Source organism: Marinobacterium sp. MBR-111 (assembly GCF_040547585.1).
Taxonomy (GTDB): domain Bacteria; phylum Pseudomonadota; class Gammaproteobacteria; order Pseudomonadales; family Balneatricaceae; genus Marinobacterium; species Marinobacterium iners.
Genome location: NZ_JBEPQA010000001.1, coordinates 146,409 through 163,456, shown reverse-complemented (window position 1 = coordinate 163,456; position 17,048 = coordinate 146,409). Strand labels below are relative to the sequence as shown.

The following is a 17,048-nucleotide window of genomic DNA, read 5'->3' as shown; positions in this document are numbered from 1 at the left end:
CTTTATTAATGCTGCTCAGGTCTTGTATGCGAACCTGTCATTAACCGTTGATTGCTTCGTTGACCAGCTGCTCTTGCTGCTCAAGGTGAACCGAAATATAGCCTACTGCCGGTGCTGCGGCATGGGGACGACCCACACCCACCAGATGCAGCTTGGGATCATGCTGCTGCATCACATTGCGCATATGATGCTGACTGCAGTACCAGGCGCCCTGGTTCATCGGCTCTTCCTGACACCAAACCACCGATTCCAGATTGGTGTAATCAGCAATGGCATCTTTCAGGCCCTGTTCCGGGAACGGGTAGAGCTGCTCGATGCGAACGATGGCGACATCGTCCTTTTCCAGTTCGGCGCGACGGTTGTACAGGTCGTAGTAAACCTTGCCACTGCACATGACCACGCGTTTTACTTTCTTCGGATTCAGCTGATCCACTTCCGGAATCACCGGCTGGAACGTGCCTTCGGAAAGATCCTCAAGCGAACAGATCGCCTGCTTGTGACGCAGCAGAGACTTCGGAGACATCACAACCAGCGGCTTGCGCAGCGGACGCACGACCTGACGGCGCAGCAGGTGGAAAATCTGAGCCGGTGTGGATGGCACACACACCTGAATATTGTGCTCGGCACACATCTGCAGGAAACGCTCAAGGCGTGCGGATGAATGCTCGGGGCCCTGACCTTCAAAGCCGTGAGGCAACAGCATGGTCAGACCGCACAGACGGCCCCACTTGTGCTCACCGGAGGTAATGAACTGATCGATAACGACCTGCGCTCCGTTGGCAAAGTCACCAAACTGAGCTTCCCAGATTACCAATGCATTCGGCGTAGTGGTTGAGTAACCATATTCGAAGCCCAGTACCGCTTCCTCAGAGAGGAAGGAGTCATAGATATCAAAGGCTGGCTGCCCATCTGCAAGATTCCGCAGTGGAGTATAAGTGGAAGCATCCTTCTGGTTATGGATCACCGCATGGCGGTGAGAGAAGGTTCCACGCCCCACATCCTGACCGGTAAGGCGAATTGGATAGCCCTCAGCCAGCAGTGTTGCATAGGCCATGGTCTCTGCGAAGCCCCAGTTGATTTCCATGGCGCCGGCGGCCATTTTCTTGCGGTCTTCGTAAATCTTCTGTACCTGACGCTGAACCGCCACCCCTTCCGGGAACTCACAGGTTTTATTGGCCAGCTCTTTCAACAGCTTGGCATCCACCCGCGTGTCACATTCGAAAGACCACTGATGGCCCAGGTAGGGGCGCCAGTCAACGAACAGCTCAGAGTTAGGCTGCAGCACCAGAGACTTGGCCACATGCTCACCGTTTTCCAGTGCCTTGCGGTAGTCCTGATCCAGCGCCTTGGATTCTTCAGCCGAGATAACACCCTCTTCGACGAGGCGAGCACCATACAGCTCTCGGGTTGTCTTCTGGGACTTGATTTTACTGTACATCAGCGGCTGAGTACCTGAAGGCTCATCCGCTTCGTTATGGCCTCGACGGCGATAGCACACCAGGTCGATAACCACATCCTTGTTGAATTCGTTACGATAGTCCAGTGCCAGCTGAGTAACAAAGCGGACGGCTTCGGGATCATCTCCGTTCACATGGAAAATTGGAGACTGCACCATTTTGGCCACATCTGTACAATACTCAGTGGAACGCGCATCTTCCTTCTTGGAAGTGGTGAAGCCCACCTGGTTGTTGATCACGATATGGACGGTGCCGCCGGTCTTGTAGGCACGGGTTTGAGACATCTGGAATGTCTCCATCACCACACCCTGACCTGCGAAGGCGGCATCACCATGGATGGCAACCGGGATTACAGTATTGCCAACCGGATCATTACGACGGTCCTGACGCGCACGCACGGAGCCCTCAACCACCGGAGACACAATCTCAAGGTGAGATGGGTTGAACGCCATGGCGATGTGAACTTCTCCGCCCGGTGTCATCACATTGGATGAAAAGCCCTGATGGTATTTCACGTCACCAGAGGTTTCGATTACGCGCTTGCCTTCGAACTCGCCGAACAGATCCTGCGGATTCTTGCCAAACAGATTGACCAGCACGTTGAGACGACCGCGGTGGGCCATGCCGATCACCAGCTCCTTGGCACCGTCACGACCGGCACGCTGAACCAGCTCATCAAGGCACGGAATCAGGCTCTCGCCACCTTCAAGCCCAAAGCGCTTGGCACCGGCATAGCGTGAGCCGAGATACTTCTCGAGGCCCTCAGCCGCGACCAGACGCTCCAGAATGTGCTTGCGCTCATCATTGGTCAGTACAGGATGGCTGCGCACAGGTTCCATGCGTGACTGAATCCAGCGCTTTTCCTGTGTATCGACGATGTGCATATACTCAACGCCGACGGTAGTGCAGTAAGTTTTCTTGAGATCAGCCAGGATTTCTTTCAGCGTGCTCTCTTCGGGACCGAAAAACAGTGAACCCAGCTGAAAGCGGGTATCGAAGTCAGCTTCTGAAAGCTCATGAAAGCGCGGATCAAGGTCAGGCACCTGCTCACGCTGCATCAGGTTCAGTGGATCAATATCAGCGTGCTGGTGTCCACGCACGCGATAGGCATTGATCATACGCAGAACGCGAACCTGTTTCTTTTCATGCTCAGAGCTGACACTGCTGCCGGATACCGGCATGGCGCGCTTTTGATTCTTGGAGAGGAGAAGGAAGTGTTCCCGGATGGTGGAGTGAGGCACATCCTGCGTGATGTTATCACCAACCTTGGGGAGTCGATCGAACTCTTCACGCCATTCTTGTGGAACGGCATTCGGGTCCATCAGGTACGTTTCGTATAGTTGTTCGACATATGAAAGGTTGCCCCCATAGAGATGGGCATTCTTCCACATCTGCTCCATTATGCCATCTTGCATTATCATCTCACCCTGGCTCTGAGAGGGCACTGTAGCGATCAGGCTGCACTATTTCCTGACCCAACAGCCCGTTAACCCTCTGCTGATTACCGTTTTTTGTATCGTCCCGCAGCAACGACGGATCGCGTGCGGCCGCGGTCGATAATTCTACGCTTTTTATTGCGGCCTTAACACCGCTAGCAGGCGAGGATTCTATAAAATTATGCCACATGGATGACATAGGCCTTTTGGCTATGACGTCCGAACCCTCCTGCCTGAGAACCAAAAAAAACGGCATCAAAGATGCCGTTTTTTTATACCCGAGAAAAATCAGGTTGCTTGCTGAATCAGCATGTTGCGAATTTTACCAATCGCCTTTGTCGGGTTGAGACCCTTCGGACACACGCTGACACAGTTCATGATGCCATGACAACGAAATACGCTGAACGGATCATCAAGCTCTGACAGACGTTCATTGGTCGCGGTATCACGACTGTCGGCCAGGAAGCGGTAGGCCTGCAGCAAGCCGGACGGACCCACAAACTTGTCCGGATTCCACCAGAAGGAAGGACAGGCAGTGGAGCAGCATGCACAGAGAATACACTCGTACAGACCATCCAGCTCAGCACGCTCTTCCGGTGACTGCAAACGCTCGATCGCCGGCGGCGGCGTGTCATTGATCAGGAACGGCTTGATCTTCTCGTACTGCTTGTAGAACTGAGTCATATCGATGACCAGGTCACGAATCACCGGCAGACCCGGCAGCGGGCGCAGTACCAGCTTGTCATCCTTGACCACTTCAGACAGCGGCGTGATGCACGCCAGACCGTTCTTGCCATTCATGTTCATGCCATCCGAGCCACACACGCCCTCACGGCAGGAACGACGATAAGCAAGAGTCGTGTCCTTTTCTTTCAGCAGCTGGAGCAGATCCAGCACCATGATGTCCTTGCCACCCGGGATATCAATATGGACATCCTGCATGTAGGGAGCATCGTCCACTTCAGGGTTGTAACGATATACACTTACCAGCATCGCACCAGCCTCTTAATAGGTTCGTACTTTCGGCGGGAACGGATCCATTGTCTTGGGCGCGAAATTCACTGCGCGCTTGCCAACGGACTTGTTCTGCGGGAAGAAGACAGAGTGGCACAGCCAGTTTTCGTCATCACGCTCGGTGAAGTCGTTACGGGCGTGCGCACCACGGGACTCCTTGCGCTCCTCAGCCGCAATCGCGGTTGCTTCAGCAACTTCCATCAGGTTTTCAAGCTCCAGAGCTTCAATACGCGAGGTATTGAACGCCTGACTCTTGTCTTCAAGATGTACGTTGGCAACACGCTCACGGATCTCCTTCAGGAGGCCGAGACCTTTCTGCATGCTTGCGCCATCACGGAATACACCAAAGTACAGCTGCATGGTGCTCTGCAGATCCTTGCGCACATCCGCAACCTTTTCGCCACCAGTGCTGTTATTGAGACGGTTCAGACGAGACATCGCCGCTTCAATATCAGACTCGGTCGCTTCAGCCACAGAGTAACCTTCACGCATCTGCTGCTCGATCTGCATACCTGCCGCACGACCGAATACCACAAGGTCAAGCAGAGAGTTACCACCCAGGCGATTGGCGCCATGTACAGATACACAAGCCGCTTCACCACAGGCGAACAAACCATTGATGATCCTGTCTTCACCGGTCTGAGCATCCGGAGAGATTGCCTGACCACCAATATTGGTCGCAATACCACCCATCATGTAATGACAGGTCGGCACAACCGGGATCGGCTCTTTCACCGGATCTGCGGCAGCAAAGGTCTTGGATAGCTCGCAGATACCCGGCAGGCGTGAATGCAGCACCTCTTCACCCAGGTGATCCAGCTTCAGATAAACATGATCGCCATTCTCGCCACAACCACGCCCTTCGAGAATCTCGAGAATCATGGAGCGTGCAACAACATCACGACCTGCAAGATCTTTGGCGTTCGGAGCATAACGCTCCATGAAGCGCTCGCCATCCTTGTTCACCAGATAGCCACCCTCACCTCGACAACCCTCGGTTACGAGGACGCCAGCACCGGCAATACCGGTCGGGTGGAACTGCCACATTTCCATATCCTGAACGGGCACACCAGCACGCATCGCCATACCAATACCATCACCGGTATTGATCAGTGCATTAGTGGTGGATGCATAGATACGACCCGCACCACCAGTTGCCAGCACAGTTGCCTTGGACTTGATATAGACGGTCTCACCGGTTTCGATGCAAATGGCAATACAGCCAACCACATCACCATCGGCATTCTTGACCAAATCAACGGCATACCATTCATTCAGGAAAGTCGTACCAGCCTTCATGTTGGCCTGATACAGTGTATGCAGAAGCGCATGACCGGTACGGTCAGCCGCTGCACAGGTACGCGCTGCCTGAGTGGGGTTATCCGGCCCCTTGGACTGACCACCGAACGGGCGCTGATAAATGCGGCCAATTTCGGTACGCGAGAACGGCAGCCCCATGTGATCCAACTCGAATACAGCCTGAGGACCTACGGAACACATGTACTCAATTGCGTCCTGGTCACCGATATAGTCTGACCCCTTGACGGTGTCATACATATGCCAGCGCCAGTCATCGTTCGGATCAGCACTGGCAATCGCACAGGTAATACCACCCTGAGCAGACACAGTGTGAGAACGGGTCGGGAATACTTTGGTGACACAGGCCGTATTCAGGCCTGACTGTGCCAACTGCAGCGCAGCGCGCATGCCAGCACCACCACCACCGACGACGATCGCGTCGAAAGTAAGCGTACGCAGTTTAGACATGTTTTAGATACCCCACAGAATCTGGATGCCCCACACGACGTAAATAAACGCCAGCAGGCCGCATGCGGACTGGAACACGAAGCGAGCACCGGTCGCCTTGATGTAGTCAGTAGAAACAGACCACATGCCGATCCAGGCGTGCGCCACCATAGACAGAACTGCCAGCAGGGTAAAGATACGCATGACCGTACCGCTGAACAGTTCTTTCCACTGGTTGTAATCCAGTTCCGGATTCATCAGCAGATAGCCGATCATAAAAATGGTGTAAGCCAGCAGTACAATTGCGGTGACGCGCTGCATCATCCAGTCATACAGACCGCTACGACCAAAGCTTGTGATACTTGTTACCATATCCAGACTCCCGCAAGCAGGATAGCGATGCCCGCTATCACCAAAGTGACCTTGGCTGCCAAACGACCGCTATCCAGTTCTTCACAGTGGCCAAGATCCATGATCAGGTGCTTGATACCTGCAAAGAAGTGGTACAGCAGCGCTGACACCAGCCCCCATGCAATGAGTTTTGCCAGGAATGACTCCTGGAGCATCTCAGCAGCGCGGTCAAAACCGGCCTGAGATTCCAGCGACATACTTAATACATAAAGCATAAAGATGGCGCCAAAGAACAGCGCCACACCTGATACGCGATGCAGTATTGAAGTGATCGCCGGGAGTGGCATTTTTATGGTTCGCAGATCTAAATTTACAGGTCTTTTCTTGTTCACGGCTCTAGTTCACACTTTTCTGTCCAGTTGCAGGACAAGGTTGCTAGGAAGTGCTCAGAGAGTAGTACCTCGAGATGCCAGAACTGACACTTAACCAGTGGGCACGGTGCCAACTCAGGTGCGAGAGTATAGACAGATCACCCTTGGAATACAACGCGCCCAGCGCTACCTAAGGCTTAAGTCTAGTGTGAAGATCCAGACCTGCTGCCTGGCTCGTATAATCATCCTCAGGTCGACATACAACTAATTATTTATTTCCCCAAAGCAACTGAATTGCTAGGAAAATTCTTTCTGTTGCGATGCAACATTTCACCCCCAAGGCTTAATTGACAATCCTGTTTCAAACTCTATAGTGGGTGGGTCCTTTTTCGGGCCATTTCCTATGAAGCGGCTCAGTAGCAAGCCGCAGCAATACAAAACAGAATGATAGGAGCCTCTGATGGCTGACAAGAAAGCACGTTTGACAGTCGATGGTCTGGACGAAGCGATCGAACTGCCGGTCTATTCCGGCACTGAAGGTCCCGACGTCATAGATGTACGCCCACTGACCGGCAAAGGCCTGTTCACCTACGACCCCGGCTTCGTGTCCACTGCGGCCTGCGAATCCAAGATCACCTATATCGATGGTGGCCAAGGCGTGCTGCTGCACCGCGGCTACCCGATCGAACAGCTGGCTGAAAAGTCCGACTACCTTGAAGTCTGCTACCTGCTGCTCAACGGTGAACTGCCCACGGCAGAAGAGAAAGAGAAGTTCGTTAACACCATCTCTAACCACACCATGGTGCACGAACAGCTCAGCCAGTTCTTCAAGGGGTTCCGTCGTGACGCGCACCCAATGGCCATCATGTGCGGTGTTGTTGGCGCACTGTCAGCGTTCTATCACGACTCGCTCGATATCAACAACCCCCACCACCGCGAAGTCTGTGCGTACCGCCTGATCGCCAAGATGCCGACGCTTGCAGCCATGTGCTACAAGTACTCCATCGGCCAGCCGTTCATGTATCCGCAAAACGAACTCAGCTATGGTGCCAACTTCCTGCGCATGATGTTCGGCACCCCCTGCGCTGATTATGAAGTCAATCCTGTACTGGCTCGTGCCATGGATCGCATCTTCATCCTGCATGCCGACCATGAACAGAACGCTTCCACTTCTACCGTTCGCCTTGCAGGCTCTTCCGGTGCAAACCCGTTTGCCTGCATCGCAGCCGGCATTGCCGCCCTGTGGGGACCGGCTCACGGTGGCGCAAACGAAGCAGTATTGACCATGCTGGATGAGATTGGCGATGAGGCCAACATCCCCGAGTTCATCGAAAAGGCCAAGGATCCGAACGATCCATTCCGCCTGATGGGCTTTGGCCATCGCGTATACCGCAACTTCGACCCTCGCGCCAAGGTAATGAAGAAGACCTGCGATGAAGTTCTGGCTCTGTTGGGTATCGAAAACGACCCTCAGCTGCAGATCGCCAAGAGACTGGAACAGATCGCGCTCGAAGATGAATACTTCGTTGAGCGCAAGTTGTACCCGAACGTGGACTTCTATTCCGGCATCATCCTGAAAGCGATAGGCATTCCGACCAACATGTTCACCGTGATCTTTGCCCTCTCCCGCACCATCGGCTGGATCTCGCACTGGAATGAATTCCATTCCAGCCCGAACAAAATTGGTCGCCCGCGCCAGCTCTATACTGGTGCAAAGCAGCGTGATTATCCTGCCTGACTTCAATAAACCAAAAAGCCCTGCCTATGCAGGGTTTTTTTTGGTCCAAACAAACATTTAAATTAGGAAAAATTCCTACTGCTCATGACCTTTAGATAAGCTAAAGTGGTATCAGCAGGACGCTTGTACTCAGGAGGGATCCAACCATGGAACAGATATGCCAACATTGCCGCACTCTATTGAGCAGCGGAATTTTTTCACGACACCACCTCAGCATCAGCAAAATCAATGATAGCGAACTGATCAAGTGCGATCTATGTGACGCATACCTGCTAAGCGAGCAGGGCCACAGAGAAGTACTGAATACGCGCCCAGCCACTCACGCAACGTTGAGCTTTCAACTCAGCACCTCAGGTGCAAGCTACAAACAACTGTCTCGGTAGGACATCCAACCACAATTCACGCACACGCACTATACCTTACTCGACCCAGCCATTCGCTTTGCTTCAGACCAGAGCGTGCGCACCAGTCTTTTCAAGCCATCATCACCTTGAGTCAGCACGCCAACCTCAAGGCGCTTTTCCTCAAGATAATCCGCAAGTTCAACTTCCGAATTAAGACGACACAGAGATGAAAGACGGCATGCAATTTCGGCCAGCTTGACACTATGCACATCCGCATCACCAGCCGCCAACCGCTGCCGGTCACGCCGACTACGCTCCTCACTCGAAATTGAACTATTGGCTGAGCCCGTCAGACACCGCACTCCGTCAGCAATCGAAGCACCAAACGTACGCTCTACCTGTCGCAACGTAACAGCTGTGTCTTCAACCACATCATGCAACCAGGCCAGCGCTACCATCCTGGGGCCTGAATTTCTGCAGGTCGCCACAAGCCCTGCAACTTCAGACAGATGCTTCCAGTATGGCTCTGAAGTATGTCGAAGCTGCTGCCCTGCATGCGCCTCCATGGCAAATTCACGCACTTGCTGCAAACAGATTCCACCAGTGCTTTTACCCAACAACACCAATGCGCGAGAACGATCAAAAGCTTCAACATCAAAACCCACACTAGGCCTCGCCTGTGAGCTGTCGACCTCATCAACTGCAACTGTTTCGAATAGATCTGGACGAACTGCATCCAGATTTTCCTCCACACCTAACAGATCACTCAAGCTTTCAAACGCTTGATCATCTTCCCTGTTCGACATACCCCCTCCCTTTCCCTAGAGTTTGTACAAGCCACATTCAGGTGCAGTGTAACAAAAAAAGCCACTCGGCATGACCCGTAGTGGCTTTTTTATAAATCTGGTAGGACTAGGCGGACTCGAACCGCCGACCCCCACCATGTCAAGGTGGTGCTCTAACCAACTGAGCTATAGTCCTAAAATGTGCTGCGTATTATATAGATGATGACTTTGGGCGCAAGCCCTTCAAATGATATTTTTCTTTTTTTTCATATGCCTGCATCAAGTCACTCAACCGCCTGGGCCTGCCTGATGCTGTTGCAGGTGACGCATCAAAGCCGACTCCGGCATTGGCTTGGCAAGCAGATAGCCCTGTATCTGATCACAGCCGGCCTGCTGCAAAAATCTTAGCTGATGATCTTTATCAACTCCTTCGGCAACCACCTTCATGTTAAGACTTCGCGCCAACGCCAGCATGGCCAGAATGATCTCTTCATCGCCATGGTTTTGCCCAATACCCACCACGAAACTGCGATCTATTTTCAGGTAGTCCGCTCGCAGGTTACGAAGATTTCCAAGTGATGAATAGCCGGTACCAAAGTCGTCTACCGACAGGCGTATTCCGGCAGCGGCAAAAGAAGCCAGATTGGCTTCAAACCTGTCATTCAAATTGATAATTGCCGTTTCGGTTACTTCCACTGTGATCTTGTGCGCCGGAATACCATACTGATCCAGTAGGCTTATCATGCAATTGGCGATCTCGTCACGCGCCAGCTGTACTGCCGATACATTAACACTAAGGTAAAAACGGCTGCTGTTGATCAATTCCCAGTCTGCCATACGCGCGATTACCTGCTCCAATTGCCAGCGACCAAGCTCAATGATCATGCCGCTTTCTTCAGCAACTGGAATAAATTCCGCCGGTGAAATCCACTCTCCCGCTTCAGTCTTCCAGCGCAGCAGCAACTCAGCCGCTACAGGCTTTAATGTCTGGGCATCGAATACTGGCTGGTAGTACATGCTGAAAACACGCTCAGGCCGCGTCAGCGCAAGTCTCAGCCCCTGCTCGATATTCACTCTTCGGCTGACTTGAAAGTCCATCTCTGCATTGAATATTCGATATACGCTACGACCATCATGTTTGGCCGCATAGAGTGCAAGATCAGCCTGCCGCAGCAAGGTTTGGGGGTCGCTTTTGCCCCTTGCCGTGAGAGCCAAACCTATACTGGCCGTCAAACTGAAGCGCTGACCCGCAAGCTCAAAGGGTTCGGCCAACAGGTCGGTTATTCGCTGTGCCAATTGCGACGCCTGTTCGCGCCCCACATCCTGCACCATCACAATTGCAAATTCATCCCCCCCCAGCCGAGCAAGACACCCACCTGGCGGAATCAGGTTATTGAGGCGGGCTACCATGCCAACCAGCAGTTCATCCCCTCGGCCATGCCCAAGCGTGTCGTTGACCGCCTTGAAGTTATCCAGATCGATATACAGCAGAGCGAGATAGGCAGGGCCGTCTGGCTGCAGCCATTGACCCAACCGCGACAGCAGCTCACGCCGGTTGGGAAGTCCGGTCAGGTGATCATGATTGGCAAGATAGAGCGAGCGCTGCTCGGCCGCTCTGCGCGCGGTGATATCTTCATGCACCGCCACAAAATGAGTCAGCTCTCCTTTGCCGCTTTTGATCGGCGTGATTGTCTGTTCAACCATGAGCTGTTTGCCATCACGGGTATGATTGACCACCTCGCCACGCCAAACCTCACCCGCCATGATCGTATCCCATAAGCGTCTGAAGAACAGTGCCGAGTGCTCACCTGAATTGAGAATGGCTGGCGTGCGCCCCAGAGCTTCTTCGGGCGTAAAGCCGGTCAGGCGCGTAAATGCCTGATTGACCCAGCGAATAACGCCACGGCGATCTGTAATCAGCACGGCATTGGCCGTAGTACTGATCGCTGCGCCCAGCAAGTGCAGCTCATCTATCAAACGATACTGGCGGTAGCGCATCCAGGCGATCAGAACTGATGCCATAAGTATCAACACCAACACCACACCCACTATCAACCACATTGTCGCTACCGTTCTATACCAGGGTGCCAACGCCTGATTACGATCGATGGCAAGCGTTAACAATAACGGAAGCATGGAGGTAGCACGGTAGGCTGTTACATTGGCGTCAGGCTGTTCAATAGCGTGATACAGTCCCCACTCGCGTTGGCGCACCAACTCCAACAACTCCCCGGGTGCTGCAGCAAAGCCTTTTGCAGCGACCGGCAGCTCCACCAGCGCTCGACCGTCATGACGATAGAGCTGCACCTGCGCTGGCAGGTTATCAATGATCGGCCGGAACAACTCACGCAACGCATCTGGGTTCAATACTGCAACAAGCCATGTCTGCTGCCCGGCCTCGGCCGAAAACAGCATGCATACCGGCAATTTATACACTCCCTCAGGCCCAGTATCGGAGCCCAGGAAGCGCCCAGGCAGCGGCTCGGAAAAACGCAGCAATGCTGTAACAGGGGCACTTTCCGTACAGGCAAGGGACTCGATATGACTGCCATCACGCGCTATCGCGGAGCTCGCCAACACGGTTAGGCGGCCCTCTTGTCGCTGCAGTACTGCCAGTTCACGCAGCTGGGGCGTCATGGCAACCAGCATCTGCATCCGCTGCTGCAGCTCTAGCGGTTGTTGCAGCAACTCCTGACTGTGCTCCAACAGATCCTCCAGGGAGCGCAAGCGCCCCTGTACGTCCTGAACCGTTCGAGTGACACTGCTTTCAAGCGAGTGTGCCAGCAGGGTGGCTTCCTTTTCCAGCTCAGCAACCGCCCGCTGTGTACCCAGGTTGACGACAACCAACTGCATCACCACCAACGTCGTAATCAGCAGCAGCCCCAACAGCAAAACAGACAAGCCCGTCTTCAGGCTATACCGGGGTTTATCATCTGCTATAGTGCTTGGCATCGTTTACTCTCTGGAGACGTTAAATGCAGGTCAAGGCGCTGTCACCCCGTTCTTGGGTTGTCCTCACGACACTATTGTGCATTAGCCTTGGCCTGAATGCACAAACGAACTCTCCTGATCGACTCAACCGGATCATACAATCACAGATGTTGCGAGTGTGTATCTGGCCCGACTACTTTTCCATCAGCGCACGCCACCCCAAGACAGGCAATCTTGAGGGGATTGATATCGAACTGGCGCATGAATTTGCACGCGACCTTGATGTGGAGCTTGAGTTTGTCGAAACACATTTCGGCCGTTTCATGGATGACCTGGAAGCGGACGCCTGTGACATAGGAATGTTTTCGATAGCAATCACGGACGCGCGTGCCCAGCGCATCGATTACAGTGAGCCCTACCTGGCCAGCCAGATGTATGCAGTCAGCACACGCACGCATCCTGGCATACAACAGTGGAGTGATATTGATCAGCCCGGCGCCATTGTCTGTGTGCAGGAAGGAACCTATATGGAGTCTCAAATGCGCAGTAGCCTGCAACATGCCGACATGATGGTCGTTAAGGACCCTCGAGAACGTGAGCAGGCTGTCATGTCAGGCATGGCGGATGTATTCATCACTGATTACCCATACTCACGCAAGGTGCTCCGTTTCTATGACTGGGCTCGCCTGATTGAACCTCCGGCATCAATGACTGAGCGCCCCTTCCGGTACGCATATGCCGTAGCCAAAGGGCAGCCCCAGTGGCTGGCACGAGTGAATCGCTTTGTCAGTGACATCAAACAGGACGGCCGCCTCAGGAAAGCAGCCGAGGCCAATGATCTTGGGCCCGTTGTGTTAGAGGAGGTCGCGCCGCCTCACTGAACCAGATTGTGCTCCAGCGCATACCGCACCAGGCCTGCAGCTGTGTGAATATTGAGCTTGGACTTGATGTTCTGACGGTGGGTTTCCACCGTCCGCACCGAAATTGACAGGGCACGGGCAATCTCTTTGTTGTTGTGCCCTTCAGCCAGTTGTCGCAACACCATGCGTTCCCGCGGCGTTAATTCCCCGGGCTCCTCTGCCGAAACCGCCGCCTCCGGGTCCGTAAAGTGACTGAATAAGGTCTGCGATGCACTGGCACTGAAGTAAGTACCGCCCTGGCAAACAGTTTCAATCGCCTTCACCATCTCGGCCGCAGAAACATCCTTCAGTATGTAGCCTCGGGCACCAGACTGAATCAGCTGTACCATATATTCCCGGTTGTCATGCATGCTGAGAATCAGCACCCGCGTTTCAGGGGATCGCTGCCGCAACTCTCGGGTTGCCTCAAGGCCATTCATCACCGGCATTGATACATCCATCAACACCACATCCGGCTTGAGAGACTGAACCAGCTCGATGGCTTCAAGACCATTGCCGGCCTGTCCAACCACTTCGATGCCACCCTCGTTTTCCAGCCGGGCCTGAATGCCATCAATAACCAGCGGATGGTCATCCACCAGCAGCACCCTGATCGAGTCTGTCATCGCTCACCTCCTGCCTGCTGCAGGGACAAGCCCGCCAACAGTGTTGCCCCCTGCCCCTGCCGTGAAGCCAGCCTGAACTCGCCACCCAGCAATTCGACCCGTTCGCGCATGTTGCGCAAACCGATACCTTCAAATCGCTCCAGTACCTCGGGGTCAAAGCCACAGCCATCATCCTGCATTTTCAACCACAGCTGACCGCTTTGCTGCCACAAACGTAAGCGTAGCAGCCCCGCACCTGAGTGTCGCTCCACATTGGTCAGACCCTCTTGGACCAGGCGATAGACCGTGATTTCCACGTCCTCTGGCAGCCTTCCACCGGGCAAGCGAATATCCAAATCCAGTCGGATGCAGGTTCGCTCCGTAAAGCGATCAAGCAAGCCTTCCAGCGCCGCCTCCAGGCCCAGATCATCCAGCAGAGTCGGTCTCAGGTCGTGAGAAATCCGACGCACTTCCTGAATCGCTTCATTCAGCACCTGATAGCCCTTGTCCAGGTCAGTCAATCCTTCCTGATCTCCCTGTTTCAGTTTGCGCTGCGCCAACTCAATCCGGTACAGCACTGATACCATCAACTGGTTGATGCCATCATGCAACTCCCGCGAGAAGCGACGTCGATCCGCCACGTTGGCCAGAATGGAACGATGCGCCAGCAGCCTCAGACGACTGTCAGCCAAACGATTCTCATGCAGGTTGATTGCAACTCCCAACAGGACCACCAACACCACAGCCACCGACATGATGACAAGCACGGTAAAAAAGGTGTTGCGAATGTTACGGTTGACCTCGGCACGGATCTTGGCAACCTCACGGCTGATATCATCCAGATACAGACCGGTTCCCAGCATCCAGTTCCACTTGGGCAACATCACCGCATAGCTGATTTTCTCTTCACGTGCCTGCTTGGAGGGTTTTTGCCACAGGTAGCGATGGAAGCCGCCGCCCTGTCGAGCGCGCTCCAGCAAATTGCGAATCACGTAATTGCCACGGGCGTCCTGCATGTCATACAGGTCCTGCCCGACCAGCTCCGGCTGTGTCGGGTGAACCAGATTGACCCCTTCAAGTGTGTAAACGAAGAAATACCCGTCCTGATCATCACCGAAAGTCATATCAGTCAGAATCTGCTTGACCGCACTTTTGGCCTGGGCATCATCGGGGCCTGCCGTATCAACGATATGGGCGATGGATGTCAGCGCCAGGCTGACATAGTTTTCCAGTTCTCGTTGCTTGGAGCCCAGCAAATGCTGCTCAAACAGCCGGATCTCTTCCTCTGACAGCTGACGCGCCTGATTCATGCCAAGCCAGGCAACAGCCGAGGTCACCAGCATCATCGGAAGAATGGAAAGAAGGAGGATCTTGATCTTCAGCGGCATTGAACTGCACCCGCACGGCCAGAAAAACAAAACGCCTGAACGGCATAGGGCCGAACAGGCGTTCGTTAAGTCTAAACCAGACCGTAGAACCCTGGGAACAGGAGAATCGAAATCACGATTGCCACCTGCATGATGATAAAGGGCACGACCCCCTTGTAGATGTCCAGGGTACGCACATTGGGCGGCGCAACCCCCTTGAGGTAAAACAGACTGAAGCCGAAAGGCGGCGTCAGGAAGCTGGTCTGCAGGTTCATTGCGATCAGGATCGCAAACCAGACCGGGGCTATACCCAGAATTTCTGCAGCCGGCAGCAGAATCGGCACGATGATGAAACTGATTTCAACAAAATCGATAAAGAAGCCAAGAATCAGGATTGCCAACATCGACAGCAGCAGGAAGCCCATGGCCCCACCCGGCAGATTGGACAGGTAATGCTCTACAATCTCTTCACCACCGGTATAGCTGAACGCCATGGAGAACGCCGTGGCCCCCAACAGGATGGCAAAAACCATCGCCGTAACTTTCACAGTCTCGATGGCAGAGTTGTATACCATCTTCCAGCTGAACTGGCGGTAGATCAGCGCCAGCAGCAGAGCACCTACGCCACCCAGCGCCGAGGATTCGGTCGGTGTTGCAATACCGGCAAAGATCGAGCCCAGCACCACCAGAATCAGTGCCAGCGGAGGAATAATCGCTTTCAATGCCTTGAAGACTTGCTCCCGACGTGTGCCATCGTCCAGATCCATCGGCAAGGCCGGAGCCGCTGAAGGTTTCAGGTAGGTATACACCAGGATGTACAGAACATAGGCACCGATCAGAATGAATCCAGGCATGATGGCCGCCTGAAACAGATCACCGACCGGAATCCCCATCACGTCACCCAGAATAATCAGGATGATGGATGGCGGAATGATCTGCCCCAGCGTACCGGAGGCACAGATCGTGCCGCAGGCCAGCTTTTTGTCATAGTTGTACTTGAGCATGACCGGCAACGAGATCAGACCCATGGCGACTACGGACGCACCCACCACACCGGTCGAAGCAGCCAGCAGAGCACCTACCAGTACGGTGGAAATTGCCAGACCGCCTCGTACGCCACCAAACAGTTTGCCCATGGATTCCAGCAACTGCTCGGCCAGACGGGTTTTCTGCAGCACGATTCCCATGAACACGAACAAGGGCACCGCCATGAGCACCGTGTTTTCCATGATGCTCTGGATACGGAACGGCATGAAGGCAAACATGTCCGGTCCCTCGGCATAGACACCGAACCAGAGCGCCACACCGCCAAAAATGAAGGCCACCGGGAAGCCGATCAACAGCATGCCCAGGGCAACGAAAAACATTGTAATACCGATCATCGGGAATACCTTGTGCGTTAGTGCTGCATCGGGGTGTAGCCATCATCCCTGTGATGGCCCGCGAGCGTATTAACAGAATGAAGCATCATCCCGACACCACTGATGAAGGTGCAGAAAAAGGCAAAGGGAATAACTGCCTTAATCACCCAACGATACGGCAAACCACCGGGGTCGCCCGAGCCCTCACCCAGCTCAAAGGACTCGCGGGCGAAATCCACGCCATACCAGGCCACCAGCAGACAGAAGGGGAACAACAGCGTCAGGACACCGAAAAGGTCAATCCAGGCTTTCTTTTTCAGGCTCAACCCTTCATAGATCAGATCAACGCGCACATGGCCACCGACCCTCAGGGTAAACGGCACCCCAAGCATGAACATGGCAGCAAACAGATGCCACTCCAGCTCCTGCATGCCGATGGACACATCATTAAACAGGTAACGCGTGATCACGTCGTAGAAAACGTTGAACAGCATGATCACAAAAAGAACGGCAGAGATCTTGCCCAGCCAATCGGAAAAGGCGTTGATCGTCTGCTCAAGGCGTAACAGAAACATTCAGAATCCCTCGCAGCCCAAGGCTGTCAGATACATCTTCCGGATGCGGATCGAGGCTCCGCAACCGG

13 protein-coding genes and 1 tRNA gene are annotated in these 17,048 nt (G+C 53.9%); 2 read left to right on the top strand and 12 right to left on the bottom strand.

All coding sequences use genetic code 11. The features are described 5' to 3' along the window. Positions 1 to 40 precede the first annotated feature (40 nt). The 5 genes from ABIE61_RS00750 to sdhC form a co-directional block, all read right to left on the bottom strand. Positions 41 to 2,872 (bottom strand): 2-oxoglutarate dehydrogenase E1 component, encoded by a 2,832-nt coding sequence (locus ABIE61_RS00750; RefSeq protein WP_354405982.1) that lies wholly within the window; start codon positions 2,870 to 2,872, stop codon positions 41 to 43. A 309-nt stretch (positions 2,873 to 3,181) separates the two neighbouring features. Next, positions 3,182 to 3,886, bottom strand: a complete 705-nt coding sequence (locus ABIE61_RS00745) for a succinate dehydrogenase iron-sulfur subunit (RefSeq protein ID WP_091823375.1) — start codon at positions 3,884 to 3,886, stop codon at positions 3,182 to 3,184. Between the two features lie 12 nt (positions 3,887 to 3,898). Next, a complete protein-coding gene (gene sdhA / locus ABIE61_RS00740; protein ID WP_354405980.1) occupies positions 3,899 to 5,674 on the bottom strand; it encodes a succinate dehydrogenase flavoprotein subunit in 1,776 nt (591 codons plus the stop codon). Between the two features lie 3 nt (positions 5,675 to 5,677). Continuing rightward, positions 5,678 to 6,025 carry a succinate dehydrogenase, hydrophobic membrane anchor protein gene (sdhD, locus tag ABIE61_RS00735; protein ID WP_091823381.1) on the bottom strand — a complete coding sequence of 116 codons (348 nt, stop codon included), beginning with the start codon at positions 6,023 to 6,025 and terminating at the stop codon, positions 5,678 to 5,680. After that, positions 6,019 to 6,396 carry a succinate dehydrogenase, cytochrome b556 subunit gene (gene sdhC, locus ABIE61_RS00730; protein ID WP_091823384.1) on the bottom strand — a complete coding sequence of 126 codons (378 nt, stop codon included), beginning with the start codon at positions 6,394 to 6,396 and terminating at the stop codon, positions 6,019 to 6,021. The genes sdhD and sdhC overlap by 7 nt, the downstream gene beginning before the upstream one ends. A gap of 439 nt (positions 6,397 to 6,835) precedes the next feature. Between sdhC and gltA the strand changes: the two genes are divergently transcribed. Continuing rightward, positions 6,836 to 8,113 carry a citrate synthase gene (gene gltA, locus ABIE61_RS00725; RefSeq protein ID WP_091823387.1) on the top strand — a complete coding sequence of 426 codons (1,278 nt, stop codon included), beginning with the start codon at positions 6,836 to 6,838 and terminating at the stop codon, positions 8,111 to 8,113. A gap of 412 nt (positions 8,114 to 8,525) precedes the next feature. Here the strand turns inward: gltA and ABIE61_RS00720 are convergent, their stop codons facing one another. The 3 genes from ABIE61_RS00720 to ABIE61_RS00710 form a co-directional block, all read right to left on the bottom strand. Continuing rightward, positions 8,526 to 9,263, bottom strand: coding sequence for an HD domain-containing protein (locus tag ABIE61_RS00720; RefSeq protein ID WP_354405977.1), 738 nt, complete (start codon positions 9,261 to 9,263; stop codon positions 8,526 to 8,528). 98 nt (positions 9,264 to 9,361) lie between these two features. Beyond that, positions 9,362 to 9,438: transfer RNA gene (locus ABIE61_RS00715), tRNA-Val, on the bottom strand. 92 nt (positions 9,439 to 9,530) lie between these two features. Beyond that, the gene (locus ABIE61_RS00710; protein WP_354405976.1) at positions 9,531 to 12,143 is read right to left on the bottom strand and encodes a putative bifunctional diguanylate cyclase/phosphodiesterase; all 2,613 of its coding nucleotides are present in this window, start codon (positions 12,141 to 12,143) and stop codon (positions 9,531 to 9,533) included. 74 nt (positions 12,144 to 12,217) lie between these two features. Between ABIE61_RS00710 and ABIE61_RS00705 the strand changes: the two genes are divergently transcribed. After that, on the top strand, positions 12,218 to 13,054 hold the full coding sequence (locus tag ABIE61_RS00705) for a substrate-binding periplasmic protein (protein WP_354405974.1): 837 nt from the start codon (positions 12,218 to 12,220) through the stop codon (positions 13,052 to 13,054). Here the strand turns inward: ABIE61_RS00705 and ABIE61_RS00700 are convergent. From ABIE61_RS00700 to ABIE61_RS00685, 4 genes are all read right to left on the bottom strand, one after another. Continuing rightward, positions 13,048 to 13,698 carry a response regulator gene (locus ABIE61_RS00700; RefSeq protein WP_354405972.1) on the bottom strand — a complete coding sequence of 217 codons (651 nt, stop codon included), beginning with the start codon at positions 13,696 to 13,698 and terminating at the stop codon, positions 13,048 to 13,050. The genes ABIE61_RS00705 and ABIE61_RS00700 overlap by 7 nt on opposite strands. Continuing rightward, positions 13,695 to 15,065, bottom strand: coding sequence for a cache domain-containing protein (locus ABIE61_RS00695; RefSeq protein ID WP_354405971.1), 1,371 nt, complete (start codon positions 15,063 to 15,065; stop codon positions 13,695 to 13,697). Before ABIE61_RS00695 ends, ABIE61_RS00700 begins: the two co-directional genes overlap by 4 nt. Positions 15,066 to 15,136: 71 nt before the next feature. After that, complete coding sequence (locus ABIE61_RS00690) at positions 15,137 to 16,426, bottom strand: TRAP transporter large permease (protein ID WP_354405969.1); 1,290 nt, start codon at positions 16,424 to 16,426, stop codon at positions 15,137 to 15,139. Positions 16,427 to 16,443: 17 nt separating this feature from the next. Beyond that, on the bottom strand, positions 16,444 to 16,980 hold the full coding sequence (locus ABIE61_RS00685) for a TRAP transporter small permease subunit (protein WP_091823569.1): 537 nt from the start codon (positions 16,978 to 16,980) through the stop codon (positions 16,444 to 16,446). Between the last annotated feature and the right edge of the window lie 68 nt (positions 16,981 to 17,048).